The 25,082-nt window shown below is 47.7% G+C and carries 26 protein-coding genes; 14 read left to right on the forward strand and 12 right to left on the reverse strand.

Features of this window, described 5'->3' with window-relative positions:
• The first annotated feature begins 7 nt into the window (after window positions 1-7).
• The 5 genes from FOT42_RS09155 to FOT42_RS09175 all read left to right on the forward strand — a co-directional run bounded on the left by FOT42_RS09155 (window position 8) and on the right by FOT42_RS09175 (window position 4,839).
• On the forward strand, window positions 8-697 hold the full coding sequence (locus tag FOT42_RS09155) for a hypothetical protein (RefSeq protein ID WP_151890268.1): 690 nt from the start codon (window positions 8-10) through the stop codon (window positions 695-697).
• 162 nt (window positions 698-859) lie between these two features.
• Window positions 860-1,528: a succinate dehydrogenase cytochrome b subunit gene (locus tag FOT42_RS09160; RefSeq protein WP_151890269.1), complete on the forward strand. Its 669-nt coding sequence runs from the start codon at window positions 860-862 to the stop codon at window positions 1,526-1,528.
• Between the two features lie 2 nt (window positions 1,529-1,530).
• Window positions 1,531-3,534, forward strand: a complete 2,004-nt coding sequence (locus FOT42_RS09165) for a fumarate reductase/succinate dehydrogenase flavoprotein subunit (RefSeq protein WP_151890270.1) — start codon at window positions 1,531-1,533, stop codon at window positions 3,532-3,534.
• A gap of 7 nt (window positions 3,535-3,541) precedes the next feature.
• Window positions 3,542-4,288 carry a succinate dehydrogenase/fumarate reductase iron-sulfur subunit gene (locus FOT42_RS09170; RefSeq protein WP_151890271.1) on the forward strand — a complete coding sequence of 249 codons (747 nt, stop codon included), beginning with the start codon at window positions 3,542-3,544 and terminating at the stop codon, window positions 4,286-4,288.
• Window positions 4,289-4,356: 68 nt separating this feature from the next.
• Complete coding sequence (locus tag FOT42_RS09175; protein WP_151890272.1) at window positions 4,357-4,839, forward strand: very short patch repair endonuclease; 483 nt, start codon at window positions 4,357-4,359, stop codon at window positions 4,837-4,839.
• Here the strand turns inward: FOT42_RS09175 and FOT42_RS09180 are convergent.
• Window positions 4,820-5,524, reverse strand: coding sequence for an XRE family transcriptional regulator (locus FOT42_RS09180; protein ID WP_151890273.1), 705 nt, complete (start codon window positions 5,522-5,524; stop codon window positions 4,820-4,822). The two genes, FOT42_RS09175 and FOT42_RS09180, sit on opposite strands and share 20 nt — an antisense overlap.
• A gap of 144 nt (window positions 5,525-5,668) precedes the next feature.
• On the opposite strand from FOT42_RS09180, the gene FOT42_RS09185 reads away from it, so the two are divergent.
• Window positions 5,669-5,989 (forward strand): hypothetical protein, encoded by a 321-nt coding sequence (locus FOT42_RS09185; protein WP_151890274.1) that lies wholly within the window; start codon window positions 5,669-5,671, stop codon window positions 5,987-5,989.
• Here FOT42_RS09185 and FOT42_RS09190 read toward each other — a convergent pair.
• The 8 genes from FOT42_RS09190 to trhO all read right to left on the reverse strand — a co-directional run bounded on the left by FOT42_RS09190 (window position 5,975) and on the right by trhO (window position 13,949).
• On the reverse strand, window positions 5,975-6,493 hold the full coding sequence (locus FOT42_RS09190; RefSeq protein ID WP_151890275.1) for a GNAT family N-acetyltransferase: 519 nt from the start codon (window positions 6,491-6,493) through the stop codon (window positions 5,975-5,977). The two genes, FOT42_RS09185 and FOT42_RS09190, sit on opposite strands and share 15 nt — an antisense overlap.
• Before the next feature lie 378 nt (window positions 6,494-6,871).
• Window positions 6,872-7,525: a 3-oxoacid CoA-transferase subunit B gene (locus FOT42_RS09195; RefSeq protein WP_151890276.1), complete on the reverse strand. Its 654-nt coding sequence runs from the start codon at window positions 7,523-7,525 to the stop codon at window positions 6,872-6,874.
• A gap of 17 nt (window positions 7,526-7,542) precedes the next feature.
• Complete coding sequence (locus FOT42_RS09200) at window positions 7,543-7,920, reverse strand: hypothetical protein (protein WP_151890277.1); 378 nt, start codon at window positions 7,918-7,920, stop codon at window positions 7,543-7,545.
• 2 nt (window positions 7,921-7,922) lie between these two features.
• Complete coding sequence (locus FOT42_RS09205; RefSeq protein ID WP_151890278.1) at window positions 7,923-8,621, reverse strand: CoA transferase subunit A; 699 nt, start codon at window positions 8,619-8,621, stop codon at window positions 7,923-7,925.
• Window positions 8,622-8,722: 101 nt separating this feature from the next.
• The gene (locus tag FOT42_RS09210) at window positions 8,723-11,047 is read right to left on the reverse strand and encodes a penicillin-binding protein 1A (RefSeq protein ID WP_151890279.1); all 2,325 of its coding nucleotides are present in this window, start codon (window positions 11,045-11,047) and stop codon (window positions 8,723-8,725) included.
• 2 nt (window positions 11,048-11,049) lie between these two features.
• Window positions 11,050-11,541 (reverse strand): gliding motility lipoprotein GldH, encoded by a 492-nt coding sequence (locus FOT42_RS09215; RefSeq protein WP_151890280.1) that lies wholly within the window; start codon window positions 11,539-11,541, stop codon window positions 11,050-11,052.
• Entirely contained in the window at window positions 11,531-12,697 is a 1,167-nt protein-coding gene (locus FOT42_RS09220) for a PSP1 domain-containing protein (protein WP_151890281.1), read from the reverse strand. Before FOT42_RS09220 ends, FOT42_RS09215 begins: the two co-directional genes overlap by 11 nt.
• 220 nt (window positions 12,698-12,917) lie before the next feature.
• Entirely contained in the window at window positions 12,918-13,949 is a 1,032-nt protein-coding gene (gene trhO / locus FOT42_RS09225) for an oxygen-dependent tRNA uridine(34) hydroxylase TrhO (RefSeq protein WP_151890282.1), read from the reverse strand.
• 308 nt (window positions 13,950-14,257) lie between these two features.
• On the opposite strand from trhO, the gene recA reads away from it, so the two are divergent.
• The 5 genes from recA to FOT42_RS09250 all read left to right on the forward strand — a co-directional run bounded on the left by recA (window position 14,258) and on the right by FOT42_RS09250 (window position 19,191).
• Window positions 14,258-15,265: a recombinase RecA gene (gene recA / locus FOT42_RS09230; RefSeq protein ID WP_151890283.1), complete on the forward strand. Its 1,008-nt coding sequence runs from the start codon at window positions 14,258-14,260 to the stop codon at window positions 15,263-15,265.
• A 106-nt stretch (window positions 15,266-15,371) separates the two neighbouring features.
• The gene (locus FOT42_RS09235; RefSeq protein WP_151890284.1) at window positions 15,372-15,809 is read left to right on the forward strand and encodes a hypothetical protein; all 438 of its coding nucleotides are present in this window, start codon (window positions 15,372-15,374) and stop codon (window positions 15,807-15,809) included.
• 28 nt (window positions 15,810-15,837) lie between these two features.
• Window positions 15,838-16,368, forward strand: coding sequence for an RNA polymerase sigma factor (locus FOT42_RS09240; RefSeq protein WP_151890285.1), 531 nt, complete (start codon window positions 15,838-15,840; stop codon window positions 16,366-16,368).
• A gap of 11 nt (window positions 16,369-16,379) precedes the next feature.
• Window positions 16,380-17,903: an outer membrane beta-barrel protein gene (locus tag FOT42_RS09245; protein WP_151890286.1), complete on the forward strand. Its 1,524-nt coding sequence runs from the start codon at window positions 16,380-16,382 to the stop codon at window positions 17,901-17,903.
• A gap of 139 nt (window positions 17,904-18,042) precedes the next feature.
• The gene (locus FOT42_RS09250) at window positions 18,043-19,191 is read left to right on the forward strand and encodes a histidine kinase (RefSeq protein WP_226789841.1); all 1,149 of its coding nucleotides are present in this window, start codon (window positions 18,043-18,045) and stop codon (window positions 19,189-19,191) included.
• Window positions 19,192-19,200: 9 nt separating this feature from the next.
• Here FOT42_RS09250 and FOT42_RS09255 read toward each other — a convergent pair whose 3' ends face one another.
• Window positions 19,201-19,938, reverse strand: coding sequence for a lysophospholipid acyltransferase family protein (locus FOT42_RS09255; RefSeq protein WP_151890287.1), 738 nt, complete (start codon window positions 19,936-19,938; stop codon window positions 19,201-19,203).
• Between the two features lie 153 nt (window positions 19,939-20,091).
• Between FOT42_RS09255 and trpS the strand changes: the two genes are divergently transcribed.
• On the forward strand, window positions 20,092-21,060 hold the full coding sequence (gene trpS / locus FOT42_RS09260) for a tryptophan--tRNA ligase (protein ID WP_151890288.1): 969 nt from the start codon (window positions 20,092-20,094) through the stop codon (window positions 21,058-21,060).
• Between the two features lie 463 nt (window positions 21,061-21,523).
• On the opposite strand, the gene dprA is transcribed toward trpS, so the two are convergent.
• Window positions 21,524-22,630 carry a DNA-processing protein DprA gene (gene dprA, locus FOT42_RS09265; RefSeq protein WP_151890289.1) on the reverse strand — a complete coding sequence of 369 codons (1,107 nt, stop codon included), beginning with the start codon at window positions 22,628-22,630 and terminating at the stop codon, window positions 21,524-21,526.
• A 105-nt stretch (window positions 22,631-22,735) separates the two neighbouring features.
• Between dprA and FOT42_RS09270 the strand changes: the two genes are divergently transcribed.
• Both FOT42_RS09270 and FOT42_RS09275 read left to right on the forward strand, forming a co-directional pair.
• A complete protein-coding gene (locus FOT42_RS09270; protein ID WP_151890290.1) occupies window positions 22,736-23,680 on the forward strand; it encodes an HU domain-containing protein in 945 nt (314 codons plus the stop codon).
• Window positions 23,681-23,736: 56 nt separating this feature from the next.
• Window positions 23,737-24,249, forward strand: coding sequence for an acyl-CoA thioesterase (locus tag FOT42_RS09275; protein ID WP_151890291.1), 513 nt, complete (start codon window positions 23,737-23,739; stop codon window positions 24,247-24,249).
• On the opposite strand, the gene FOT42_RS09280 is transcribed toward FOT42_RS09275, so the two are convergent.
• Window positions 24,246-25,082 (reverse strand): aldo/keto reductase, encoded by an 837-nt coding sequence (locus FOT42_RS09280; RefSeq protein WP_151890292.1) that lies wholly within the window; start codon window positions 25,080-25,082, stop codon window positions 24,246-24,248. The two genes, FOT42_RS09275 and FOT42_RS09280, sit on opposite strands and share 4 nt — an antisense overlap.

Here is a 25,082-nt window from a genome sequence, read left to right on the forward strand (position 1 = left end):
CAACATCATGAAAAAATATTCGATTATAGGCATTTGTATGTTCATCATACTGGCTTGCAGTAATGACGATGATACAAAATCCGTTGATTTCCATTATGCATCAGAAAATTTTGAGGTAGCCTTTCGTTCACAGGGAACCATTCCCCAACCCTCCATAGAGTGGCCACAAGAAAACGGGACTTTTTCGTTAAAAGAGCCTATAGAGGGGTTGACCATTGACGAAAACACTGGTGCCCTATCCATAGAAAGAAGCTTGCAAGTGGGAGAGCACGAGGTGACGGTCATTGCCCAAAGCGGCTCCCAAAACTGGGAAACCCGTTTTTTATTGACCAGCATATTGAAATACACTTTCTGGGTCGGTGGAAGAAACAACGATCCCGATTCAGAAGAAGTGGAATATAATTCCATACTCCAACTTTACGAGGATGGGACCTTGGACATTGAACTGATCGACGAAGTGGGGTCGGAAGGTGTAGGGGTATGGTCCATCGATGGTAATGCCATTCAAATGTGGTTGTGCACCTATTGCAGTGACATGAATCCCCAGGATGTTCCCCAAACCGATGAGCATTCCTATTTTGAAGGTACTTTGGACAACGATATGCCCACTGCAGAAATAAGCGGCACGTGGTTTGTGGTCCGGTTTGATCCCGATTCCACCACCTTACGTGGCAATTTTGTCTTCGAATGGGATTGATCCAATCTTATCTCCCCAAAGCTCCTTAAGGAGTTTTATTGGTGCTAAGCAGTATCAAATATCCGGCTTTTTCTTATAACCTTTCTAAATAAGAGGTTTCGTGCAGTTTATTACTTGTTAAAAACTCGATCGTGCCGTAAATTTGTCTCAAAACCAGCACTAATGAGTGGATTGATAAAATCTTCAATTGCCCGCAAAGTGGTAATGGCACTTTCGGGTCTTTTTTTGGTTGTTTTTCTTACACAACATTTTACCATTAACATCACCTCGGTCATTGACCCTGACACTTTCAATTCTTGGTCGCACTTTATGGGGTACAACCCCTTGGTCCAATTTGTACTACAGCCCATTTTGATTGCTGGGGTGATCGTGCACTTTGCCATGGGCTTTGCCTTGGAGATCAAGAACAAAAAGGCAAGGGGCGGCAGTTATGTGAAGTACAAGGGCAGTGCCAATGCCCCTTGGGTATCCAGGAACATGATCTATTCCGGATTGGTGGTCCTTGCCTTCTTGGTTCTTCACTTCTATGATTTTTGGGTGCACGAGATGGCCTACAAGTACATCGAGGCGTCCCCCGAAGACCCCACACGCTACTACCATGAAACCGTGGAAAAGTTTGCCCCGGCCTGGAGAACGATTCTGTACATTATAGCATTTGTTTTATTGAGCCTTCACCTGTGGCACGGTTTTGCTTCTTCCTTTCAGAGTATGGGGGTGAACAACAAGTACACCCCGGCCATTAAGACATTCACAAAACTATTTTCTGTGGTCATTCCATTGGGCTTTGCTTTCATCGCCCTATATCACCACCTTAACCCAATAACACATTAAGTATGGGCATATTGGATTCAAAAGTTCCGTCTGGGCCACTGGCCGACAAATGGACCAAACATAAAAACGATATCAACCTGGTAAACCCCGCCAACAAAAGGAACATCGATATCATTGTTGTGGGTACAGGATTGGCCGGAGGTGCGGCTGCGGCCACCTTGGCCGAGTTGGGCTACAACGTAAAGACCTTCTGCTACCAGGACTCTCCCCGAAGGGCGCACTCCATTGCCGCACAGGGGGGGATCAATGCAGCAAAAAACTATCAAGGGGATGGTGACAGTAACTATCGCCTTTTCTACGATACCATAAAGGGAGGGGATTACCGTTCCCGTGAGGCCAACGTCTACCGCTTGGCCGAGGTTTCAGGAAACATCATCGACCAATGTGTGGCCCAAGGAGTCCCTTTTGCCCGTGAATATGGAGGGCTTTTGGACAACCGCTCCTTTGGAGGAGTTTTGGTTTCCAGGACTTTTTATGCCAAGGGACAGACAGGCCAGCAATTGTTGTTGGGGGCCTACTCTGCCATGAACCGACAGATCAACCGGGGCAAGATCAAATCCTATACCCGTCATGAGATGATGGATTTGGTTTTGGTGGACGGTAAGGCCAGGGGGATCATTGCCCGTGACTTGGTTAGCGGAGAAATTGAACGGCACAGTGCACACGCCGTGGTCTTGGCCACGGGAGGGTACGGAAACGTGTTCTTCCTTTCCACCAATGCCATGGGAAGCAATGTGATGGCTGCCTGGAGGGCACACCGCAAAGGGGCCTTTTTTGCCAATCCTTGCTACACCCAGATCCACCCCACCTGTATTCCGGTCTCCGGGGAACATCAATCCAAATTGACCTTGATGTCCGAATCGCTCCGTAACGATGGACGAATCTGGGTGCCCAAGAAAATGGAAGATGCCGTGGCCATCCGCGAAGGGAAATTGAAACCCACGCAGATTGCCGAGGAAGACCGTGATTATTATCTCGAAAGAAGATACCCTGCCTTTGGTAACCTAGTGCCCCGCGATGTGGCCTCAAGGGCCGCCAAGGAGCGTTGCGATGCTGGATTTGGCGTGAACAAGACCGGGGAAGCGGTATTTTTGGATTTCGCATCGGCCATCAAAAGGTACGGAAAGGAAAAGGCGTTGACTTCGGGTATCAAAGATCCTGATGAGGCCACCATCATCAAATTGGGTGAGGAAGTCGTCGAGGCCAAATACGGAAACCTCTTCCAGATGTACGAGAAAATCGTGGATGAAGATCCATATAAGACCCCAATGAAAATCTATCCCGCGGTGCACTACACCATGGGCGGACTCTGGGTAGATTACAACCTACAGACCACCATCCCCGGTTGCTATGCTGCCGGAGAGGCCAACTTTAGCGATCACGGGGCCAACCGTTTGGGAGCTTCCGCGCTGATGCAAGGTTTGGCCGACGGATATTTTGTACTGCCCTACACCATTGGGGATTATCTGTCCAAGGACATTAGGACCGGCAAAATACCGACCGACTCCAAGGAATTTGAAGAGGCTGAAAAACAAGTCCGGGACCGTATGGCGAAATTGATGGGAGGTACCGGTATCCACTCTGTGGACTATTACCACAAAAAACTCGGCAAGATCATGTGGAACAAATGTGGTATGGCCCGTAATGCCAAAGGACTGGAAGAAGCCATCAAGGAGATTGCCGAACTGCGCAAGGATTTCTGGCAAAACGTAAAGGTCACCGGAACCATCGAGAGCAAAAACCAAGAATTGGAAAAAGCCGGAAGGGTTGCCGATTTCTTGGAACTGGGCGAGCTTTTTGCCAAGGATGCCCTGCATCGGAATGAATCGTGTGGAGGCCACTTCCGCGAAGAGTACCAGACCGAAGAGGGTGAAGCGCTCCGTGATGACGAGAACTTTAAATATGTGGCTGCTTGGGAATACGTGGGCGAGCCCAAAGATGCCAAATTGCACAAAGAGGATTTGGTGTATGAAAATATTGAATTGAAGACAAGGAGTTATAAATAGCGAAGCAATGAAGCTACATTTAAAAATATGGCGTCAGAAAGACGCATCCTCAGCAGGAAAAATAGTGGATTATACCCTTGACGGTGTTGAAGGGGACATGTCTTTCCTCGAAATGCTGGACATCCTGAACGAAGAACTCGTTTCCAAAGGAGAGGAGCCCGTTGAATTTGACCATGATTGTAGAGAAGGTATCTGCGGAACTTGCTCCCTTCAAATTAATGGAGAGCCACACGGTCCCGATAGATTGGTGACCACGTGCCAGTTGCACATGCGCAAGTTCAACGATGGGGACACCATTGTGATAGAGCCGTTCCGTGCAAAGGCATTTCCAGTGATCAAGGACTTGATCGTGGACCGAAGTGCTTTTGACCGTATCCAACAGGCCGGTGGTTACATATCCGTGAACACTTCGGGGAACACGGTGGATGCAAATGCCATCCCGATCAACAAACATGCTGCGGACGAAGCCATGGATGCTGCTACCTGTATCGGTTGTGGTGCCTGTGTGGCCGCTTGCAAGAATGCCAGTGCCATGCTCTTTACCTCTGCCAAGGTTTCCCAGTTCGCCCTGTTGCCCCAAGGCCAGATAGAAGCCGTGGAACGTGTGCAGAACATGGTGCGCCAAATGGACCTCGAAGGCTTTGGAAACTGTACCAACACCGGTGCTTGCGAAGTGGAATGTCCCAAAGGCATTTCCTTGACCAACATTGCCCGTATGAACCGCGAATACCTATCCGCTTCCTTGAAGGGATAAGCGTTCAACATATCAAATTACAAAGCCCAAATTCCAGATGGAGTTTGGGTTTTTTGTTATCTTACGGTATGCCCAAAAAATATTCACAAGAACGTATCAAAGTGCCTCGGTTCAATGAAGAATCGGGCTTCTACACCACGCCGGAGCGTTCCAAGATCATGGGGAAGATACGCGGCAAGAACACGAAGCCAGAACTCGCTTTTAGAAAAGCGTTGTGGCAAGCCGGTTATCGTTATCGTATCGATTATAAAAAACTTGTTGGGAAGCCCGATATCGCCCTAAAAAAGTACAAGACCGTGATTTTTATCGATGGGGAATTCTGGCACGGCTACAATTGGGAGGAACGCAAGCATAAGATCAAGACCAATCGGGAGTTTTGGATCGCGAAAATAGAGCGTAACATCCAACGGGACGAGGAAGTGAACGATGCTCTGGATGAAAAGGGCTATAAAGTGTTCCGCTTTTGGGAAACCGAAGTGAAGAAGGACCTGGACCGTTGTTTAGAAGAAGTGCTCACCCACTTGGAGCGGGTCAAATCTGCTTTTTCATGACCCGGAACACCTGGAGCACATCATCCATGGAAACCTCAAAATCCTGATATTCGGGGGATGTGTTCAGGTTGTGGCACTGCAATGCATTCGCCTGCCTGTTGAAACCCATAAGTTGCTTGCAAATGATCCTATCCGAACAGACCACAATGTAGGACCGGTTCCATAGGTTTTCATCGTTCTTGGTCAGGGTTTCCCTTTTGATTTCCAGTGCCAGCACAAAGGCCTTATTGGGGATGGCATCTGCAGTGGAGTCGTTCATGGAATCGCCGGACACCTCAAACACCCGATGGGGTTCATCATTTAAAAAATCAACAATGAAGCCTGCCTGGAACGGGTTCTTCACACTGTCCTCCTTGAGGTTTTCGATGTATTTTTTGTGCCATTCCACGAGCACCAAGGGCGCCATGACCAAATATTTTCCGTGGCTCAAAGGGTAGAACACACTCCCATGTTTGGTAAAGGGTTGCTTTTTGGTATAGGCCTCACCCATGTCGTTCACTTCGTGGAGGTAGAGTTCGGCAATGGTAAGATCAAAAAATTCGGCAATCTTGGTGAGGTTTTTTATGGGAATATTGGCATCTTTCCTTTCGTAGAGCTGTATGGTACGCAGGCTTACGCCAATTTCTTCTGCCAATTGGGATTGGCTCATATCTTTTTTTCGCCTTAACTGCTTTATTGTGTACATATAATTATTATATTGTGCAATATTGTGACGCAATATGATATAGCTGCAGCAATTTCACTACTCTCTGTAATTGGGTTACAAGCCAAATATAGAAAATAGGATCTGACCCCGACATATTTATTGACGAACTACAAAACCTTTGGAATGGGTCCAATCAAAAATGCAGGCTTTGTCATCAAGAGTGATGACATCTTTTCACCAGAAGATTATGGAAAACCGATCAGCGAGCGGCTTTCAGAAATCCTTCGCAGGAATGTTTCCAAAAACGACTATGCCAATATCGCCATCCGCAGCAATGTGAGCTTCTCCACCATTCGCGATGTGGTATATCGCACCAACAGTTTGACCAAGACGAACGCCCAGGCCATTGCATTGCTCATCCATGCGGCGTTTGAAAATGCGATTGCCCATAAATTCCTTGCGGAAGGGGACTCCCTGTTTTTGGGCACGCTAATGAAGGTCTAAGCGGAGAAGCCAATCCGTCTGTTTATCGTTCCCAATGTAGTAGGGATGTTCGCCAAACTTCTGGAAATGGTTCCTTTGGTAGAAACGTATCGCCTTGGGATTGTGTTCCCAGACACCCAGCCAAATGTAGCTTTTGTCCAATCTCTTGGCCAGATTGATGATTTCCTGCAACATTAAGGTGCCAATACGCTTGCCTTGATGGCTTTCCAGAACATAGATGCGTTCAATTTCCATGGAATCCATATCGTGCACATCGGTTTGGGCCCGGCCAATGTTCAGTTTGAAGTATCCCAACAAAACTCCCTCCTCTTCCAAAAAATAAAAATAGGTGTCTTCATCGGAAAGTTCGGAAGCCAATTTTTGTGGGTCGAACGCTTTTTGGATATATGCCTTGAAATCATCGGGGTCATTGTCCTTTTCAAAAGCGGCGACAAAGGTTTCCTTGGATATTTTCACCAAGGCGTGCAGATCGTCCTCTGTACAGATCCTAAAAATTATCGCCATGGATTGGTTGTTTAAGGTTTAGGGCTGAAGGCTTTCATCAAAACAGCAGATCTTCCGACTTCCGACTTCTGACCAAAATTATCGCAAAAAAAAAGAGCCGTACAAATGTCGGCTCCAAAATTTTCAGGGGGATACTGAACTACAGCATAAAAAGCTTTTTGATCAAAAGCATGAATCCTGTAAAAAAATCGTTTCTGTAGACTTGGACATTCTCGTCCATTGCTCTGTGGGTAATTTTGAATGCCATGGTTGTTTGGTTTTAATGGTTTAATTTGGGTCAAATAATCGATATAACCAAATATAAATCCGATAAACGGCAATTTAAAACTATTGTTGCGTAATGGTTTTAATATGTTGTAAAAAAACAGAAGATAATTGTTAAATATTCATTTCGGGGATTTCGCCTTCCACAATAAGGTTCCCCTCGGTGGCCGCCACGATTTCTTCAACGGTTATTCCGGGAGCCCTTTCAAGCAGCTTGAAACCTTCCGGAACGACTTCCAAAACGGCCAGGTTGGTCACGATCTTCTTTACGCAGCCTACACCCGTCAGAGGCAGTGTGCACCGTTTTAGGAGTTTGGACTCTCCTTCCCTATTGGTGTGCATCATGGCCACGATGATGTTTTCGGCAGAGGCCACAAGGTCCATGGCACCACCCATGCCCTTGACCATCTTACCGGGAATCTTCCAATTGGCAATGTCCCCGTTCTCGGCCACTTCCATGGCCCCCAGAATGGTGAGATGCACATGCTTGCCACGGATCATGCCAAAGCTAAGGGCGGAATCAAAAAAGGAGGCCCCGGGAAGGGTGGTAATGGTCTGTTTTCCCGCATTGATGATATCGGCATCCTCTTCGCCCTCAAACGGGAACGGACCCATGCCCAATACCCCGTTTTCGCTCTGGAACTCCACACTGATGTCGTCCCTTACAAAATTGGCCACCAAGGTGGGAATGCCTATGCCTAAGTTCACATAATAGCCGTCCTTGACTTCTTTTGCGATTCGCTTTGCTATTCCTTTTTTATCTAGCATTTGTATTGATTAAATAATTAATCTTTCCTGATTGCGTATCTGTTGAAATTGCCAACCGCCTTATTTTCCATATTCCATAGATAAACAGGAATGCCTGAAAGCGTGCCTCCAGCTAAAGCAAAAAATTTCCAATATGCCAATGGCCTATCGAAAATGAAAGTGTAACTCCCAATTAAAATTAAAACACATAACCCGATTATAAACCCGCCAACAACAATTCGATTGTCCACAACAGCACTAATTTTATTTATGTGCTTTTTTTCCAATTTTCCACAGTTCACACAATTTACTTTTACTTCATTTCCAAATTTAATTTGTAAATCTGCCCTTGAACTCGACTTTGGCTTAAAATAATTCTGCGCTTTGCAAACTGAGCATGTATAAACCAATCTCATATTTATCTTGATCTCACCGTTCGTTGTTCAATTCGTTTCTCATAGTTTTTCCCTTGGAAAATGCGCTGTACAAATATGCCAGGGATATGGATTTGATTGGGGTCCAAACTGCCTGCCGGGAGGAGTTCCTCGACTTCGGCTACTGTGATGGTGGCCGCTCCGCACATACAGGGGTTAAAATTGCGCGCCGTGCCCTTAAAGATGAGATTGCCCGCCTCATCCCCCTTCCAAGCCTTTACGAACGAGAAATCGGCCTTAAAAGCGGGCTCCAATACATACATTTTTCCATCGAACTCCCGGGTCTCTTTTCCCTCGGCCACTTCGGTACCAAATCCTGCGGGGGTATAAAAGGCAGGAAATCCGGCTTGGGCGGCACGGCATTTCTCGGCCAGGGTGCCCTGGGGCGTAAGTTCCACCTCCAGTTCTCCGCTCAGCATCTGCCGTTCAAACTCGTCGTTCTCCCCCACATAGGAGGATATCATTTTCTTGATCTGTCGCTTCTGCAAGAGTAGTCCCAGGCCAAAATCGTCCACGCCGGCATTGTTGGAGATGCAGGTAATGTCCTTTATCCCCAAACGGACCAGCTCTGCTATGGCGTTCTCAGGGATGCCACAGAGGCCAAACCCTCCCAACATGAAGGTCATGCCGTCCGCAACCCCGTGCAAGGCTTCTTCCACATGGGCAACTGTTTTCTTGATCATTCCATTCGAATTTTGGATTGCTTGAAATTACGATATTAATAAAAAAGCCCCAAGCAAATTGCAATTTGCTTGGGGCAAAGTTTTTTGAACAGATGTCCTATTTAGAAATCAAGATCGTCCAGATCGTCGTCGGTATCCAAATCGTCCTGATTGTCCTGCGATTCTTTGCTACAATCAATATTGATGGACATTTCCTCGGGCACCTCAAAGGCATCCCTGGAAACACCGATTTCCTCGTTGGCATAGTTCTTTTTCATATAAAGAGCCCAAATGGGCAATGCCATGGAGGCTCCTTGTCCGTACGCTAAACGGCTGAAGTGGATGGAACGTTCCTCACCACCTACCCAAACCCCTGTGACCAAATTGGGCACCATGCCCATGAACCAGCCATCACTTTGGTTCTGGGTAGTTCCCGTTTTTCCTGCTATGGGGTTCGTGAGTTCATAGGGATATCCGGTAATGATTTCCTTATACATGGCCTGGTTTTTGCCATAGGTGTGCCGTAGCCTTCCCCCTGATCCGTATTGGGTGACGCCTTCCATCAAATTGACCATGGCGTAGGCCACATCCTTGCTCAACACGTCTTTGGTCTCCGGGGTATATTCGTAGAGTACTGTCCCGTTTTTGTCCTCGATTCGGGTGACCATCACAGGTTTTACATAGACCCCCTGGTTGGCAAAGGTCCCGTATGCCCCTACCATTTCATATACGTTGAACTCCGGTGTTCCCAAAGCAATGGCAGGCACTTCCAAAATATCACGGTCAAGTCCCATGTTCTTGGCCATGGACACCACCGATCCCGGCCCTACACGATCGATCAATTGGGCGGTAATGGTGTTCACCGAGTTGGCCAATGCACTTTTCAGGGTCATGTTCTCCCCCGAGTATTTGCCATCGGAGTTTTTGGGACACCATGCCTCAAGGTTTCCATGTTTTCCGGGTTCAATGCAATACTGGTTGTCCGGCAGGGTATAGCATGGCGAATAGCGCAACTGGTCTATCGCCGCAGCATATACAAAGGGCTTGAAGGTAGAACCTGCCTGTCTGGCCCCTTGGATCACATTGTCATATTGGAAGTGTTTGTAGTCGATTCCCCCTACCCATGCCTTGACGTGTCCTGTTTGAGGTTCCATGGACATCATGGCCGTCCGTAAGAATGTTTTATAATACCGGATAGAATCCATCGGTGTCATTATGGTGTCTTTTTCAAAGGAATCACTGTTCCAGTCAAAGACAGTCATCTCTGCCTTTTGTTTGAAAGAGGCCCGAATTTCTTTTTCGGATTTTCCTTCACGGCTCATGGCCCGCCATCTTGGGGAGGTCTTCATGGCCCGCTCCATAATATTGTCTATCTCGAAGGTTTCCAGATCCAAGAAAGGTGCGGTTGGGTTCCTATCGGGCGTGTTCTGGTGGAAAAACTCGGCCTGAAGGTTTTTCATATGCTCCTGCACGGCCTCTTCGGCATTGCGCTGCATTCGGGAATCCACCGTGGTATACACCTTCAGACCATCCAGATAAATGTTCCACTTTTCACCATCGGGTTTGGGGTTCTGGTCCACCCAAACGTTCAGGAACTTTTGCATGTACATCCTAAAATAGGTGGCCAACCCTTCGCGGTGCGACTCTGGGTTGAAGTTGATCTTCATCTCCAAGGCCTGAAGGGAGTCCTTCTCCGTTTCGGTGATGTACCCATATTTGGCCATCTGTCCCAAAACAGTATTCCTTCTGTTGAGGACCAGCTCTTCCCTTCTCATCGGATTATACAGTGAAGAATTTTTCAGCATCCCTACCAAAACAGCGGACTCCTCTGTTCGCAGTTCCGCTGGCTCCTTTCCAAAATAAATCCGGGCCGCAGAGCGGATACCGTCAGCATTGTACCCAAAATCATAGATGTTGAGGTACATGGCTATGATCTCTTCCTTGGTATAGTTGCGTTCCAAACGGGTGGCAATGACCCACTCTTTGATCTTTTGGGTGTACTTGGTCCAGTTTTTCGCCCTAATCCCCACGAAAAGTTGTCGGGCCAACTGCTGGGAAATGGTACTTGCCCCTCCCTTGCTCCCTAAAAAAACCAATGCCCTCAAGGTTCCCCTGGCGTCAATTCCAGAGTGGTCATAGTATCTGGCATCTTCGGTGGCCACTAGGGCGTTCACCAAATTTTCAGGAAGATTTTCATAGGCGATCGGGGTACGGTTGTCATCCAAATAGAGTTTGCCCAAGGTCTCCCCATCCGAAGAGATAAACTCGGTGGCCAAATTGGTCTCCGGGTTTTCCAATCGTTCAAAAGTGGGCATTTCCCCGAACGCTCCCCACGACGCCAATAAAAAAACCAATATGACCGCGAGAACGCCGGCCCCAAAGAGGATCCAAAACCATTTTATGTACCTAAAGTAGCCTTGCTGTTTCTTTTGACTTGTCTTTGCCATTATCAATTATTGGGTGCTTTTTCTATTTCCAAACCAATATCCGTGATGCCTTCCAGCACAGAGAGGCCTTCAACGTCGCCGTTTTTACGCATAGCATGCGAAATATTCACCTTATATACGCCAGCCCATGGAAAAACGACGTTTTCACGGTACCAAAGTCTATTTTCCATGACACCACCCATTCCTTTTCCTAGCCATTCCCCGCTCGGTTCTGCCATACGGTACTCCAATGTATCCTTAACGGTGTTTCCGCTCGGATGTTCCAGTTCGGTGATCAAAAAAAGATTGCTGAAAGGATAGGTATTGTCGTTCCTGACATTGATGAACATATTGTAAGTCTGTGTGCTGTCCAACCCGGAAACCTGAAAGTGTACGGTGTCATCCATTTCCCATTTCCCATCCTTTATGGGTGTGTATTCGGAAAAGACGAGTGCATCGTTGCATGAGGCCAGTGCAAGGACCACTGTCAGAAGAAACAAAGTGCTACTTCGCATTGGGCTTTGCTTTGGATTTGTTGTTTCTGCGTTTTTTGTTCCTGCGCTTATTGTTCCTCTTTGGCTTGTCAAAACGGGTAAGGCTGTCCTCTGCCACGACACTTTCGTATGCCGTTTTTTCCACGCTCACTGTGTTCTCTTCTGCATATTCTTCAAGAGTGGGGGCCTTTTCGTTCTTTTTGTTCAGCTCCAAGATTTCCAGCACCTGCTGTTTGGTCAACGGATGCCAGTTGGCTGGTTCGTCCTTGTACGAAAACCAAAGGGTTTCCTTGAAGATGTCCGCCTTTTGGCAGAAGGCCAGACCTTTTTTGGTCATGAGCTTGCTGTCTTGCGGGGGGAAATCCTTGAGGGCTTCCAGGTACACGTCCAACTCGTAATTGAGGCAGCATTTGAGCTTTCCACATTGTCCGGCCAGTTTTTGGGGGTTCAATGCCAGTTGCTGATACCTTGCGGATGCCGTGCTGACCGACCGGAAATCGTGTAGCCATGTGGAACAGCAAAGCTCGCGTCCACAGGAGCCGATGCCCCCCAAGCGTTGGGCCTCTTGCCTATAGCCTATCTGGCGCATCTCGATGCGAATCTGGAAGGCCTTGGCCATATCCTTGATAAGCTGCCGGAAATCGACCCGATCCTCGGCCGTGTAGTAAAAAGTCGCCTTTGAGCCATCTCCCTGAAATTCCACATCGCTGAGTTTCATTTCCAGTTTGAGGGCTATGGCTATTTCGCGCGATCGTTTTTTGATCTCTTCTTCCCGATCGCGGCATTTTTGCCAAATATCGATGTCCCTTTGGGTGGCCTTTCTATAGATCTTGGGAAGGGTCTTGTCATCAGGAGCGGTTTTTTTTCGCTTCATCTGTACCCGCACCAGTTCCCCGGTAAGGGTCACCACGCCCACATCATGACCGGATTTGGCCTGGGTGGCCACCACATCGCCAATGGATAGGGGAAGGTTTTCCTCGTTCCTGAAAAACTCCTTTCTACTGTTCTTGAAACGTACCTCAACGCAATCAAAAGGTTTTTGACCGTTGGGCAACGACATATTGGAAAGCCAGTCAAAGACCGTTAGCTTGTTACAACCATCAGTGCCGCAAGTTCCATTGTTCTTGCAACCACGCGGTTGTCCATCCTTGCCGGTTGAACAACTGCTACACGCCATACTCTGTATCTTGATCAAGGTCCTTAAAAAGATTGTTGTCTGCTCGATCACTGTCGAGAACAACTGGACTTTATGTACATCTACACTGCTCCTTCAACTCGCTCAGGATAACAGCTCAATGTGATATTTAACTGTCCTTATCTTTTTCGAACAACCTCAAAAGGGTTCATAAATAATTCCTATGGTAAAGATAGCATAATTTTGTTGCAGTGGTGAAATGCTACTTCTTGTATTTCAATACAGGGGAGCGTCCTTTTTTAAAAATCTTATTGCTGGCCCCCTTGCCCTTGCGCAGTTTTTTTTGTTCTTCATAGGGCAACCCGTGCACTTCCTGGCATTCCACCGAGCAACAATTGTCCATGGCTACTGCACATTCCTCGCACTGTATAAAGAGCAAATGGCAGGCTTCATTGGCACAGTTGACATGGGTGTCGCAGGGTTTTCCGCATTGGTGGCAATGTGCGATCACGTCTTCGGAAATGCGTTCGCCCCTTCTGTGGTCAAAAACAAAGTTTTTACCGAGAAATTTATTCTCCAGATTTTTTGCCTTCACTTGGCGGGTATATTCGATGATCCCACCCTCCAACTGGAACACATTCTTGAAGCCTTTGTGCTTATAGTAGGCACTTGCCTTTTCGCAGCGGATGCCGCCCGTGCAGTACATCACCAGTTTTTTGTCCTCCTTGTGCTCGGCCAGGTCCCTTTCGATGATGTCCAATGAATCCCGGAACGTATCCACATCGGGGGTGATGGCATTCTTGAAATGGCCTATTTCGCTTTCATAGTGGTTGCGCATGTCCACCAACACGGTGTCCGGGTCCTCGATGAGCTCGTTGAACTGCTCGGCCCCCACATGGATCCCTTTGTTGGTCACGTCAAAAGTGCTATCGTTCAGCCCATCCGCAACGATTTTTTTTCTGACCTTCACCTTCAGTTTCAAAAAAGATTTGTTGTCCTGTTCGATGGCGATGTTCAACCTCACATTTTCCAAAAAGGTGATACTGTCCAAGTGCGCTTTAAAGGTTTCAAAGTTTTCCGCGGGCACCGAAAGTTGTGCATTAATGCCCTCATGGGCCACATAGATCCGGCCCAGTACGTCCATTTCGTTCCAAGCAATGAAAAGATGGTTCCTCAAGATCTGTGGATTGCCAATGTTTGCGTATTTGTAGAAAGAGATAGTGAGCCGATCCTTGCCGGCCTCTTCAATGAGCTGTTCCCTTTCCCTTGCGCTTAACGTATTGTACAGTTGCATGCTATACCAATAATTTAAGCCTGCCTGTCGGCAGACAGGTTAAAGAATGTTTTTTCAATAAAAATGGCCACAAAGATAGGGATTCTTCCTTGTGGCAACGAAAAAGGACCCACAAATGGGCCCTTTTTTAAGCGTATTCCTTTCTTTTTCAAAGCGTAATTTTTCTCCCTCCTTGCCATTTCGGGCCCAAAACGGCCCTATTGATATGAGTTAGTACCCCATAGATTAGATAAGATCAAAAAGGTTGCGTGGCTTTTGTCGTATGAAGAAAGAAATGGTATTTTAGCCTTCCTAATTATTTTAAAACCATGAGCAACGAGAAAGAAGCAAAACTGAAAGCCCTTAAACTGACCTTGGACAAACTGGACAAGACCTATGGCAAAGGTGCCGTGATGAAAATGGGCGATAGTGTGGTGGAAGATGTGGAGGTAATCCCTTCCGGATCGTTGGGATTGGACATTGCCCTTGGGGTGGGCGGTTATCCCCGGGGACGGGTCATCGAAATCTATGGTCCCGAATCATCCGGGAAGACGACCCTGACCCTTCATGCCATTGCCGAAGCACAAAAAGCAGGGGGCATCGCAGCCTTTATTGATGCGGAACACGCCTTTGACCGTTTTTATGCCAAGAAATTGGGTGTCGATATCGACAACCTCATCATATCGCAGCCCGACCACGGGGAACAGGCACTTGAAATCGCCGAAAACCTCATCAGGTCCGGGGCCATCGACATTGTGATCGTGGATTCCGTTGCCGCGCTTACCCCAAAAAGTGAGATCGAGGGCGAAATGGGCGACTCAAAAATGGGTCTTCATGCCCGTTTGATGTCCCAGGCGCTCCGAAAATTGACCTCGACCATCAGCAAGACCAAATGTACCGTGATCTTCATCAACCAGTTGCGGGAAAAAATAGGGGTGATGTTCGGAAACCCCGAGACCACCACGGGTGGAAACGCCCTTAAGTTCTATGCCTCTGTCCGTTTGGACATTCGACGCTCCACACAGATAAAGGACACCGACGGCGAAGTACAGGGGAACAAGACCCGTGTGAAGGTGGTGAAGAACAAGGTGGCCCCTCCTTTCAAGACCGCCGAGTTCGACATCATGTACGGTGAAGGTATTTCCAAGATCGGTGAGATTTTGGATTTGGGCGTGGCCTACGAGATCATCAAGAAAAGTGGTTCCTGGTTCAGCTATGGCGACACCAAGCTCGGGCAGGGACGTGATGCCGTAAAGGCCCTGCTCATCGACAATCCCGAACTTTCCGAAGAACTTGAGAGCAAAATAAAGGAGGCCATAGCCGCCGTTAGCAAATAATCCTGCACACTTTATCCGGTTATCCGGGCAAATTAACTTTTGGTTGTGAAAATCCTACGCAACCCTTGTGTATATAGCACATCTAGGGAATAAAAAAAGGATTTGTATGAAAAAAGTGCTTGTGCCCATTTTATTGTTTGTGGCATGCTCATGGTTCAGTTCGTGTGACCTGGACGATGATTCCCCAAATTTTTACTTTGCTGCCCTTACTGCAGTGGAGGCAGATGTTCCCGAATCTTTTGAACTCGGAAAGACCTACGATATTGAAGTAACCTACGAAAGACCCAACGGTTGCACCTTCTTTGAAGGGTTTGATGTGACCAAGACCGATCAGACGGACCGTGATGTAGTAGTGATCGGCTCCGTGCTCACAGATGAGGAAAATGCCTGCCCCCAAGAAGCGACAGAGGTTGTGGCCACCCTGAAGTTCCACGTGATCTATACCGGCGAATATCATTTCAGGTTCTATGCCGGAGAAGACGAAAACGAAGAGCCCATTTATTTGGAATACACGGTCCCGGTAGATCCGGAACCCACAAACTGAGTAGCAACAATCCAAAATTGACCAACATTTGGATCTTGAAGAGCTGATACATAATTGTAAAAAAGGGAAACGTCAGGCACAGTCCGAACTATACCAGAGATATTCGGGCGTACTTTTCGGCATGTGCCTGAAATACTCAAGGAACAAGACCGAGGCGGAAGACAATCTGCACGATAGTTTCATGACCATTTTCAGCAAGATAGACCAATACGGCTTTCAAGGTTCATTTGAAGGATGGATCAAGCGAATTACGGTGAACACCGTGCTGCAGAAATACAGAAAGGAAAACCATCTCAACCTTGTTTCCGAAGAAATAGGGGACGAGGCCGAGGTGGAAACCGATCAAGCGGACATCAGCCTGTCCACCCTTTTGGGATACATACAGGAATTGCCGCACAAATATAGACTGACGTTCAACCTTTATGTCTTGGACGGATACAGTCATAAGGAAATCAGTGAGATGTTGGGGACATCCACTGGGACCTCAAAGTCCAACTTGGCGAGGGCCAAGACCATTTTGAGGGAGAAAATAGAAAAAGAGAAAATAAACATTGCTTAAAGAACTTAACAATGGGGAAAAAGAATGTAGAGCAATTGTTTAGGGACACCTTCCGGGATTATCAAGAGACCCCGGACGAAAAGGTGTGGAGGTCCATAGAGGCGTCCCTGGACAGGAAGCAAAAGAAACGCATGGTTCCGATATGGTGGCAGCTTGGGGGAGTTGCCGCAGCTTTGGTCGTACTATTCTATGTGATGGACCCTTTCGGCACGGACGTGAAACAAGATGTGGAGCAGACCGTTACCGATACGGAAAATGATACCGATCCAACAGCCGACAAGAAAGCGAATCCAGAAGATTTCAACAAGCCTTCCAGCGTTGCGGCAACAGAAAAATTGGCGGATTCTGATAAAAATGATGTTTCCAAAACCCAAGACGGACAAAATTCAAAAAGTGGAGATTTCCGTTCAATTTCTGAAGACCAAGTGGCCCGAACCGACAAAAAAACAGCTCCCAATGAACGGATAACTACTCCCAACATCCAAAACCCGGACGAAAAAGAGGCCTTGACGGTCGCGGACCATGTCCAAGAAAGAAATAACATCGAACAGGACAAGGTTTCCAAACAAGACGTGCTGTTGGACAAGACATCCAATGACAAGGACGCCATCGCGCTCAACAATGCCAAGAACCAATCCTTGGAAAAACAGACTGGGTCCGATATGCAGGCCAAAAAAGAAGGGCAGGCCATTGCCATGACCGAGGAGCAAGAGCAGCAAAAGGAAGAGTCCGGCAAAAAATCCATCTATGATGCCATCAAGGAGCAAGAGGGTGAAGAAGAGCTCATTGCTGCACGGGACAATTCCGGGAAATGGTCCGTTGGGCCATCCGTTGCCCCGGTCTATTTTGGTGCATCGGGCAATGGGTCACCGATTCATTCCGATTTCTCATCCAACTCCAAATCGGGGAACTTCAACCTGAGCTATGGCCTCACTGTGGCCTACGAAGTGGGGAAAAAGGTGAAAATCCGGTCAGGGGTACACAAAGTGAACTATGGTTATGACACCAATGATGTTGTGTTTTCCTCAACATTGCGGTCTTCCTCGAACGAGATGTTCGCCAACATTGATTACCGCCAGACTTCGGAGAGCCTTGTGGTCCAAAGTGCCAACAAATCCTATAGCAGCCCTATTACTTCGGATGGCAAAGAGGTGCTGAACGCGACGGCGGCCCTAGACGGAAAAATGGTACAGCAACTAGGGTATATCGAAGTCCCAGTGGAAATCAACTATGCCCTGGTGGACAAAAAATTTGGGGTGGACCTCATCGGAGGGGTCAGTTCCCTGTTCCTCGTGGACAATTCCGTATTGTTGGAGTCGCAGGACCTTGTCACCGAAGTGGGCGAGGCGAACAATGCAAATTCAGTGAATTTCAGTGCCAACGTGGGTATGGGCCTCAACTATGAGTTCTCCCCAAAGGTACAATTGAATATAGAACCTGTGTTCAAATACCAATTGAACACCTTTTCCAATACTGCTGGCGTGTTCCAACCCTTTTCCATTGGGGTGTATAGCGGCGTCAGCTTCAAGTTTTAGGAAACAAAAGGTTGGTTAGGACGATTGCACCTTTATGCAATCAACCAAGTGCCCTGCTTTTTTGGCGGGGCACTTTTTTTGTGCTGTAATCGTACACAAATTTTTAGTACTTTGACTACCAAATACTAACCTCCATATTGTGGAACACGATCCATTTGAAGATGTTCTCATTTATTTTTCAAAATCGCTTTTGGGCAAAAAGGGCGAAGAGGATATTCTTTGGGACATGGCCAAGAACTGTATCTCCAAGCTGGGCTTCGAAGACTGTGTCATCTACCTTGTAAACCATAACGATATTTTGGTGCCCAAAGCGGCACATGGTCCCAAGAGCACCCACAACACTGAAGACGGTCCCATCGAAATCCCTTTGGGACAGGGCATTTGCGGGCATGTGGCCAAAACTGCCAAAGCAGAGATCGTAAACGACACCTCAAAAGACCCACGGTACATCACGGATGGCGCAGCAGGGCTTTCGGAAATCTGTGTGCCGATCACTTGTGACGGTGTACTGTATGGCGTCATCGACTGTGAACATCCCGAACTAGATTTTTTTACGGACAGACATCTTAAGATGCTTTCGGCAATCGCCTCCATTTCTGCCATAAAGATCAAAAGTGCCCGTGATTGCAAGGCCCTCATGGAAGAACGGGAACGGCTCATACAGATGAAGGAAGAGATGGTGGAACTGAAATTCAGGACATTGAGCTCACAGCTCAATCCCCATTTCGTCTTCAATGCACTGAATTCCATCCAATATTTTGTCACTTCCGAGAAAAAGAAGCTGGCCATGGAATATTTGTCCATGTTCAGCAAGCTCATCCGGTTCTATTTGGGACAATTGGGACAGGAAAGCGTCAGTTTGAAGGACGAGATCGAGATGTTGCACTCCTATCTGACCCTCCAAAAACTTCGATATGATGGCCTCTTCGATTTTGACATCGCTGTCCAGGAAGACCCAAAAAAAATCGAAGAGGCCATCATTCCCTCCCTTGTAGTGCAGACCCTCTTTGAGAACATTATTGAGAGTGTCATGTCCCACCAACAAAAGGGGCAACATTTTGAGGTATTGCTAAAGGTGGGCTCCACATCAGTGACCTTGGAGGTGGTCCACAACTCACTCAACATGAAATCTGCCAACAATCTATCCGGATATAGGGAAGGTATCCTGCAATGGGAGGAACAGATCAACCTGTTGAATACCGTGAAGGGCTATAACATCACAAACTCCATCAGCACCCTATCGGACCAAAAACGATTGATCACCATAGAGCTTCCCCGACTTTTGTAGCAATCCCCTTCATCCCCCGACAAGTTCTTTCAAAATCAGATCCCTTACTTCCTCCCTCAATGTGGAAGTGTCCTCTATACTCAGGATCCCCGTTTCAAAAAAGTGGTGCACCTTTGCCCGTATCCGTCCAGGGCCACCATGGTTCAAGGTGAAAGGGAACCGTTTTTTATTGTCATGGAATGTCATGGGGACCACAGGGATTTTATGGGCAATCGCCATTTTGAAGGCCCCGTCCTTGAACTCGTCCAGCACAATCTCTTCCTCCGGCACTCCGCCTTCGGGAAATATACAGATGCTGAGCCCTTGGTCCAACCTACGCTGCGCTCGACGATACACCCCGGTACGGCTGCGTATGTCATCCCTGTCCACCATAATGCAGACCCTTTTATAGAAAAAACCGAAAATGGGAATCTTTACCAGTTCCTTCTTGCCCACAAAAACAAAGGGATTTCTGCTCACCACCAACATCAGCATAATGTCCAGCATACTGGCATGGTTGGCCACCAACATATAACTCTTGCCCCGTTCCATCTGCTGCTCCCTTGTTATTTTGGGAACACACCCCATTCCGATGAGGATTGGCCTCGCCCAGAGGTTACGTGCCATCCAGAAGAATTGCGGATAGGTCCGTTCCGATAGGGTCGCCAACAACAAAAGGGGGAAGAAGAGGAAAATGGGCACCGCCACCAGCAGATAAAACCATACCCGGTAAAGGAACTGCCCCATGTGTCTAATTGTGCTAAGCATACGCTAATGTAAAGTTTTTGGGTCTCTTTATTACACATAGATTACCTTCCTTTTCACTTAATAGGGGTTTCTGAAAAAACAATATGGCCGCACCGACCTTGATCGCTTTTTTTATACCTAGGCGATGCGTACTTTTATGGCCAAAATTAGAACATGGCCCGAATCCTCACAGGAATACAGAGCACAGGCACACCCCATTTGGGGAATATTTTGGGGGCGATAGCACCCGCCATAGAAATGGCAAGGGATCCCAAAAACGATTCCTTTCTTTTCATCGCCGATATGCACTCTCTCACCCAGATCAAAGATGGAGCGCTCTTGCGAAGCAACACCTATGCCATTGCCTCTGCTTGGTTGGCCTTTGGCCTGGATATCGAAAAGACGGTTTTTTATAGGCAGAGCGACATTCCGCAAACTGCCGAGTTGGCCTGGTACCTGAGCTGCTTTTTTCCCTATCAGAGGTTGACCTTGGCCCATTCCTTCAAGGACAAGGCCGATCGTTTGGAAGATGTGAACGCCGGACTGTTCACCTATCCCATGCTGATGGCCGCCGATATATTGCTCTACGATGCCGATATCGTTCCCGTGGGCAAGGACCAGCTCCAACACTTGGAAATGACCCGTGATGTCGCTTCGCGCTTCCACGCCCAAATGGGCGAGACCTTTGTGATGCCCGAGGCCAGGGTGCATGAACAGACCATGTATGTTCCCGGAACGGACGGCGAAAAAATGAGCAAGAGCCGTGGCAACCTCATCAACCTGTTCCAGCCGGACAAAAAGCTCCGAAAGGAAATCATGGGAATCGTGACCGACAGCACCCCCATGGAAGACCCAAAGGACCCCACGAAGGACAACGTTTTTGCCCTCTACAAGCTCTTGGCCTCCCCAGAACAAGTGGAAGAGATGAGCGCCAACTACTTGGCAGGAAATTACGGTTACGGCCATGCCAAACAGGCCCTGTACGAACTTATCCTCCAAAAGTTTGAAGAGCCCCGTGAAAAATTTGAGTACTACATGAACCACACCGAGGAAGTGGACGAAGCACTGGCCATTGGAGCCGAAAAGGCCCGAAAAGTGGCGAATAGGGTGTTGGAAAGGGTACGGGAGAAATTGGGGTACTAAAAGCTATACGTTCAGGAGTCAAGTTCAAGTGCAATCCCATCTTATGAATTCGTGGAATTTGTGTCATTCTGATACAATCCTTCCTTGTTTTGATGGTTCTATTGTACCAAATATTGAACCATTTCAAGGCATTTTGAGACATTGGTCGGATCTTTCCCATCATTTCCTTGGACAAAAACACTGGGCAAATGTTGAAAACTCTCTGGGTATTCCCCCAAAACCAAGATGAGCTGTGGTTCTTTCCCGTTCAACTACAGCCTAAAATAGATTGACTGTTCTGTGGTATCCCTCTTCGATGAACGGCAACAGGAAGTCTATATGATTGCGAAATATTCTATGCAAAACAGGGTGAATGTCCTAATTTGAACGACCAAAGGACAAGGTTTTGGCCCCTTTTCTGTACCTCATCCCTCAGTTGAAAATTGAACATATTTCGCCGTCCAAAATTGGAAAATAGCCCCCCTTAGATCGCCTCGAACAGTTTTCCGGGCAATGGTCGGATCACCCCCTTCATTTCCATGCCCAAAAGTGTGGACGAAGTTTTGAAAATGGGCAGATTGCATTCCAAGGCCACGGTATCCAGCAACTGTTTCCCGTTCAACTGCAGGTAGGAGTAGATAGACTGTTCTGTTGCATCCAACTCGATGAACAGCTGTTTTTGCACAGTTTCACCCTCCTTTTTTTCGTCCAAATCCCACCCCAAAAGATAGATCAGGTCGGCCGCAGAGGTGAGCATGTGGGCCTTTTGGCCCTTGATCAGGTCGTTACAGCCCTTGCTCAGCTTGTCCGTGCTTCTTCCGGGAACGGCAAATACCTCCCTGTTGTAACCGTTCGCCAGATCGGCCGTGACCAGACTTCCCCCTTTTTCCGCAGACTCCACGACAATCGTGGCCTCACTCATCCCGGCAATAATGCGGTTCCGTCGTAAAAAATTCTCCCGATCAGGCCTGCTGGTGCTCCAGAACTCGGTCACAAAACCGCCGTTTTCCTCCATCTTCCTTTGGTATTTCTTGTGGGCCTTCGGATAGATCTGGTTCAAGCCGTGGGCGAGACAGGCAATGGTCTGCAATCCCTTTTCCATGGCCGCCCGTTGCACCGCAATGTCCACACCATAGGCAAACCCACTGACGATGACGGGGTCCATCGGGGCAATCTCCTCAATAAAGGTTTCGCAGAAGGAAGCACCATAATTGGTCACGTTCCTAGTGCCCACCACACTGATCAATCGTTGTTTTACCAAATTGATGTTTCCCCGTTGAAAAAGTAGGATAGGGCCGTCCACACAATGTTTCAGGTAAGCGGGGTAATCCTCTTCCATGAAATAGGACACCTTAATCTTTTCTTTGGAAAGAAAGTTGTATTCGGATTCGGCTTCTTTGAGGTGTTCGGGGTCGTGAAGGGCCTTTAGGGTCAGCTTCCCAATACCGTCGATTTTTAGAAGGTGGTGCAGTTTGTCCTCAAAAACTGCGGTTGGACTTCCGCAGTGTGCAATCAGTTTCTTGGCCGTCACATCCCCGATGTTGGGAATGGCCTGCAGGCGTAGGGCCGCAATAATTTCAGGTTCAGTCATTTGATTTGGGTGTCAAAGTTGTTCACAAAATACGGTTTTTCAAATGTTGAAAAAAAGTGGGGCCGCCTGTTTTGTACTCTTTCTTTTTTTACAATATTTGTTCCCATGCGGATTGATGCCTACATAGAAAAATTATTGTTCGAGTACAATTGTGTCGTGGTTCCCGGATTCGGGGCCTTTTTGGCGCATAGCACTTCCGCAAAGATCGATGCTTCCACAAGTACGTTGATCCCTCCTTCCAAAACGCTTTCCTTTAATGCCCAACTTTCCAAAAATGATGGTCTTTTGGTCTCTTACATTGCCAAGGAAAAAAAACTGGGTTATGAGGAAATGTTGGGAGAAGTGGAAGAAGTGGCCAAAAATTGGAACTCAAAACTGGAAAAAGGGGAGAGCATCGAGGTTTTTGGCATTGGAAAACTTTGGCACAACAAGGAACGTAGAATCCAGTTCCAGCCGGAGAACACGACCAATTTCCTGACTTCGTCCTTTGGCCTGTCCACATTTGTGGCAACACCCATACAGCGAGAAGTGCTGAAGGTAGAAGTGGAGGAACTCGAAGAGCGTATCCCGTTCATCATCACTCCGGAAAAACGCGAAGCATCGCCCTTCCGTCCTTGGTTGAAATATGCCGCCATTCTATTATTGGCCGTTTCCCTGGGAGTTACCTCTTATCGCACCTATGGTGATTTCCAACAAAAGGAGGTTGCCGCACAACAGGATGCCCAACAAGAGGTTTCCCGTTTGATCCAAGAGGCCACATTCTTTGAAAGTGCCCCATTGGAACTTCCTGCCATCAACATCGAGGTCACCAAAAGGCAATTGGGCAAGCATCATGTGATTGCAGGTGCCTTCCGCGAGGCCGCAAATGCCGAAAAAAGGGTGGACGAGCTCAAGGAAAAGGGGTACAATGCCTTCTACTTGGGCGAAAACCGATATGGTCTCCATCAAGTGGCCTATGACAGTTTCGAAGACCCCAAAGAAGCTTTGACCTTTTTGAAGCAGGTAAAAGCCACGGAATCAAAGGATGCCTGGTTGCTTTCGGAGAAATAACCTTCCTTTCTTTAAAACCATTCCACACTTCAATATCTTTGCGCAAAATTTAAAGTATGCGCGCTAAAACCCCAAGTGAATCACGCACCGTGATGACCGATTTGGTATTGCCCAGTGAAACCAATCCCCTGAACAATCTTTTTGGCGGGGAACTCTTGGCCCGTATGGACAGGGCGGCCAGTATTGCTGCCCGCCGACATAGTCGTAGGATCACGGTGACCGCTTCTGTGAACCATGTGGCCTTTAACCGGGCTGTGCCATTGGGCAGTGTGGTGACGGTGGAGGCGGCGGTTTCCAGGGCCTTTACCACTTCCATGGAAATCTTTATCGATGTGTGGATCGAGGATCGTTTTACCGGCGAGCGCACCAAGGCCAATGAGGCCATTTATACCTTTGTGGCGGTCGATGATACCGGAAAACCTACCGAAGTTCCTCCTTTGGAGCCGGAGACCGCTCTGGAAAAAGAACGCTTTGCGGCTGCCTTGAGAAGAAAACAGTTGAGTCTGGTGTTAGCAGGTAAATTGAAGCCATCAGATGCCACGGAACTGAAGGCACTGTTCGTTTCCTAGAAGTCGAAATTGTCCGGATCGGGCCCAAACCGCTTGCCCCGGTCCAGTTTGTCCAAGGCTTGGATATCTTCTTCTGTCAATTCAAAGTCAAAAATGTTGGCGTTGGCGACAATGCGTTCCTTTTTGGATGATTTTGGGATGGTGACCACTCCTTTTTGAAGGTCCCACCGCAATACCACTTGGGCAATGGTCTTGTTGTATTTGGCTGCCATCTTCTTCATAATATCCAAATCAAAGATATTTCCCTGCATCAACGGGGACCATGCTTCGTATTGGATACGCTGCGCTTTGCAGAAATCGACCAGATCCTGTTGCACCAAGTAGGGATGGAACTCCATCTGGTTGACCATGGGAACGATTTCCGCCGAGGTCAACAAATCTTCCAAGTGATGCTTCAAGAAATTGCTCACACCAATGGCACGAACGTGTTTTTCTTTATACAAGCGTTCCAAAGCCTTCCAGGTTTCCTTGGACAGCTCCCCTTTGGGCCAATGGATCAAGTACAGGTCCAGATAATCGGTCCCCAAGCGCTCCAAACTGGCATCGAATGCTTTCAGCGTAGAATCGTAGCCTTGGTCAGTGTTCCAGACCTTACTGACCAGGAAAATGTCCCTACGGTCCACATTGCTTTCCTTGATGCCTGTACCAACGCCTTCTTCGTTATGGTAAATAGCGGCCGTATCGATGTGCCTGTAACCGTGGTTCAGAGCCGCTTGTACTGCATTGATGACTTCGCTCCCGTCTTTGGACTGATATACCCCCAATCCAAAATAGGGCATGTGGACCCCATTGTGCAGTTCAAAGGAGCCTTGTAAATCGGTGATTTTTTTCAT

Origin of the sequence: Flagellimonas hadalis (genome assembly GCF_007785775.2) — a bacterium.
Classification (GTDB): Bacteria; Bacteroidota; Bacteroidia; order Flavobacteriales; family Flavobacteriaceae; genus Flagellimonas; species Flagellimonas hadalis.

Bases quoted from the DNA above. Each gene is read 5' to 3' on its own strand.
- FOT42_RS09155 (WP_151890268.1), top strand. From the start codon at position 8: ATGAAAAAATATTCGATTATAGGCATTTGTATGTTCATCATACTGGCT.
- FOT42_RS09160 (WP_151890269.1), top strand. From the start codon at position 860: ATGAGTGGATTGATAAAATCTTCAATTGCCCGCAAAGTGGTAATGGCA.
- FOT42_RS09165 (WP_151890270.1), top strand. From the start codon at position 1,531: ATGGGCATATTGGATTCAAAAGTTCCGTCTGGGCCACTGGCCGACAAA.
- FOT42_RS09170 (WP_151890271.1), top strand. From the start codon at position 3,542: ATGAAGCTACATTTAAAAATATGGCGTCAGAAAGACGCATCCTCAGCA.
- FOT42_RS09175 (WP_151890272.1), top strand. From the start codon at position 4,357: ATGCCCAAAAAATATTCACAAGAACGTATCAAAGTGCCTCGGTTCAAT.
- FOT42_RS09180 (WP_151890273.1), bottom strand. From the start codon at position 5,524: ATGTACACAATAAAGCAGTTAAGGCGAAAAAAAGATATGAGCCAATCC.
- FOT42_RS09185 (WP_151890274.1), top strand. From the start codon at position 5,669: ATGGGTCCAATCAAAAATGCAGGCTTTGTCATCAAGAGTGATGACATC.
- FOT42_RS09190 (WP_151890275.1), bottom strand. From the start codon at position 6,493: ATGGCGATAATTTTTAGGATCTGTACAGAGGACGATCTGCACGCCTTG.
- FOT42_RS09195 (WP_151890276.1), bottom strand. From the start codon at position 7,525: ATGCTAGATAAAAAAGGAATAGCAAAGCGAATCGCAAAAGAAGTCAAG.
- FOT42_RS09200 (WP_151890277.1), bottom strand. From the start codon at position 7,920: ATGAGATTGGTTTATACATGCTCAGTTTGCAAAGCGCAGAATTATTTT.
- FOT42_RS09205 (WP_151890278.1), bottom strand. From the start codon at position 8,621: ATGATCAAGAAAACAGTTGCCCATGTGGAAGAAGCCTTGCACGGGGTT.
- FOT42_RS09210 (WP_151890279.1), bottom strand. From the start codon at position 11,047: ATGGCAAAGACAAGTCAAAAGAAACAGCAAGGCTACTTTAGGTACATA.
- FOT42_RS09215 (WP_151890280.1), bottom strand. From the start codon at position 11,541: ATGCGAAGTAGCACTTTGTTTCTTCTGACAGTGGTCCTTGCACTGGCC.
- FOT42_RS09220 (WP_151890281.1), bottom strand. From the start codon at position 12,697: ATGGCGTGTAGCAGTTGTTCAACCGGCAAGGATGGACAACCGCGTGGT.
- trhO (WP_151890282.1), bottom strand. From the start codon at position 13,949: ATGCAACTGTACAATACGTTAAGCGCAAGGGAAAGGGAACAGCTCATT.
- recA (WP_151890283.1), top strand. From the start codon at position 14,258: ATGAGCAACGAGAAAGAAGCAAAACTGAAAGCCCTTAAACTGACCTTG.
- FOT42_RS09235 (WP_151890284.1), top strand. From the start codon at position 15,372: ATGAAAAAAGTGCTTGTGCCCATTTTATTGTTTGTGGCATGCTCATGG.
- FOT42_RS09245 (WP_151890286.1), top strand. From the start codon at position 16,380: ATGGGGAAAAAGAATGTAGAGCAATTGTTTAGGGACACCTTCCGGGAT.
- FOT42_RS09255 (WP_151890287.1), bottom strand. From the start codon at position 19,938: ATGCTTAGCACAATTAGACACATGGGGCAGTTCCTTTACCGGGTATGG.
- trpS (WP_151890288.1), top strand. From the start codon at position 20,092: ATGGCCCGAATCCTCACAGGAATACAGAGCACAGGCACACCCCATTTG.
- dprA (WP_151890289.1), bottom strand. From the start codon at position 22,630: ATGACTGAACCTGAAATTATTGCGGCCCTACGCCTGCAGGCCATTCCC.
- FOT42_RS09270 (WP_151890290.1), top strand. From the start codon at position 22,736: ATGCGGATTGATGCCTACATAGAAAAATTATTGTTCGAGTACAATTGT.
- FOT42_RS09275 (WP_151890291.1), top strand. From the start codon at position 23,737: ATGCGCGCTAAAACCCCAAGTGAATCACGCACCGTGATGACCGATTTG.
- FOT42_RS09280 (WP_151890292.1), bottom strand. From the start codon at position 25,082: ATGAAAAAAATCACCGATTTACAAGGCTCCTTTGAACTGCACAATGGG.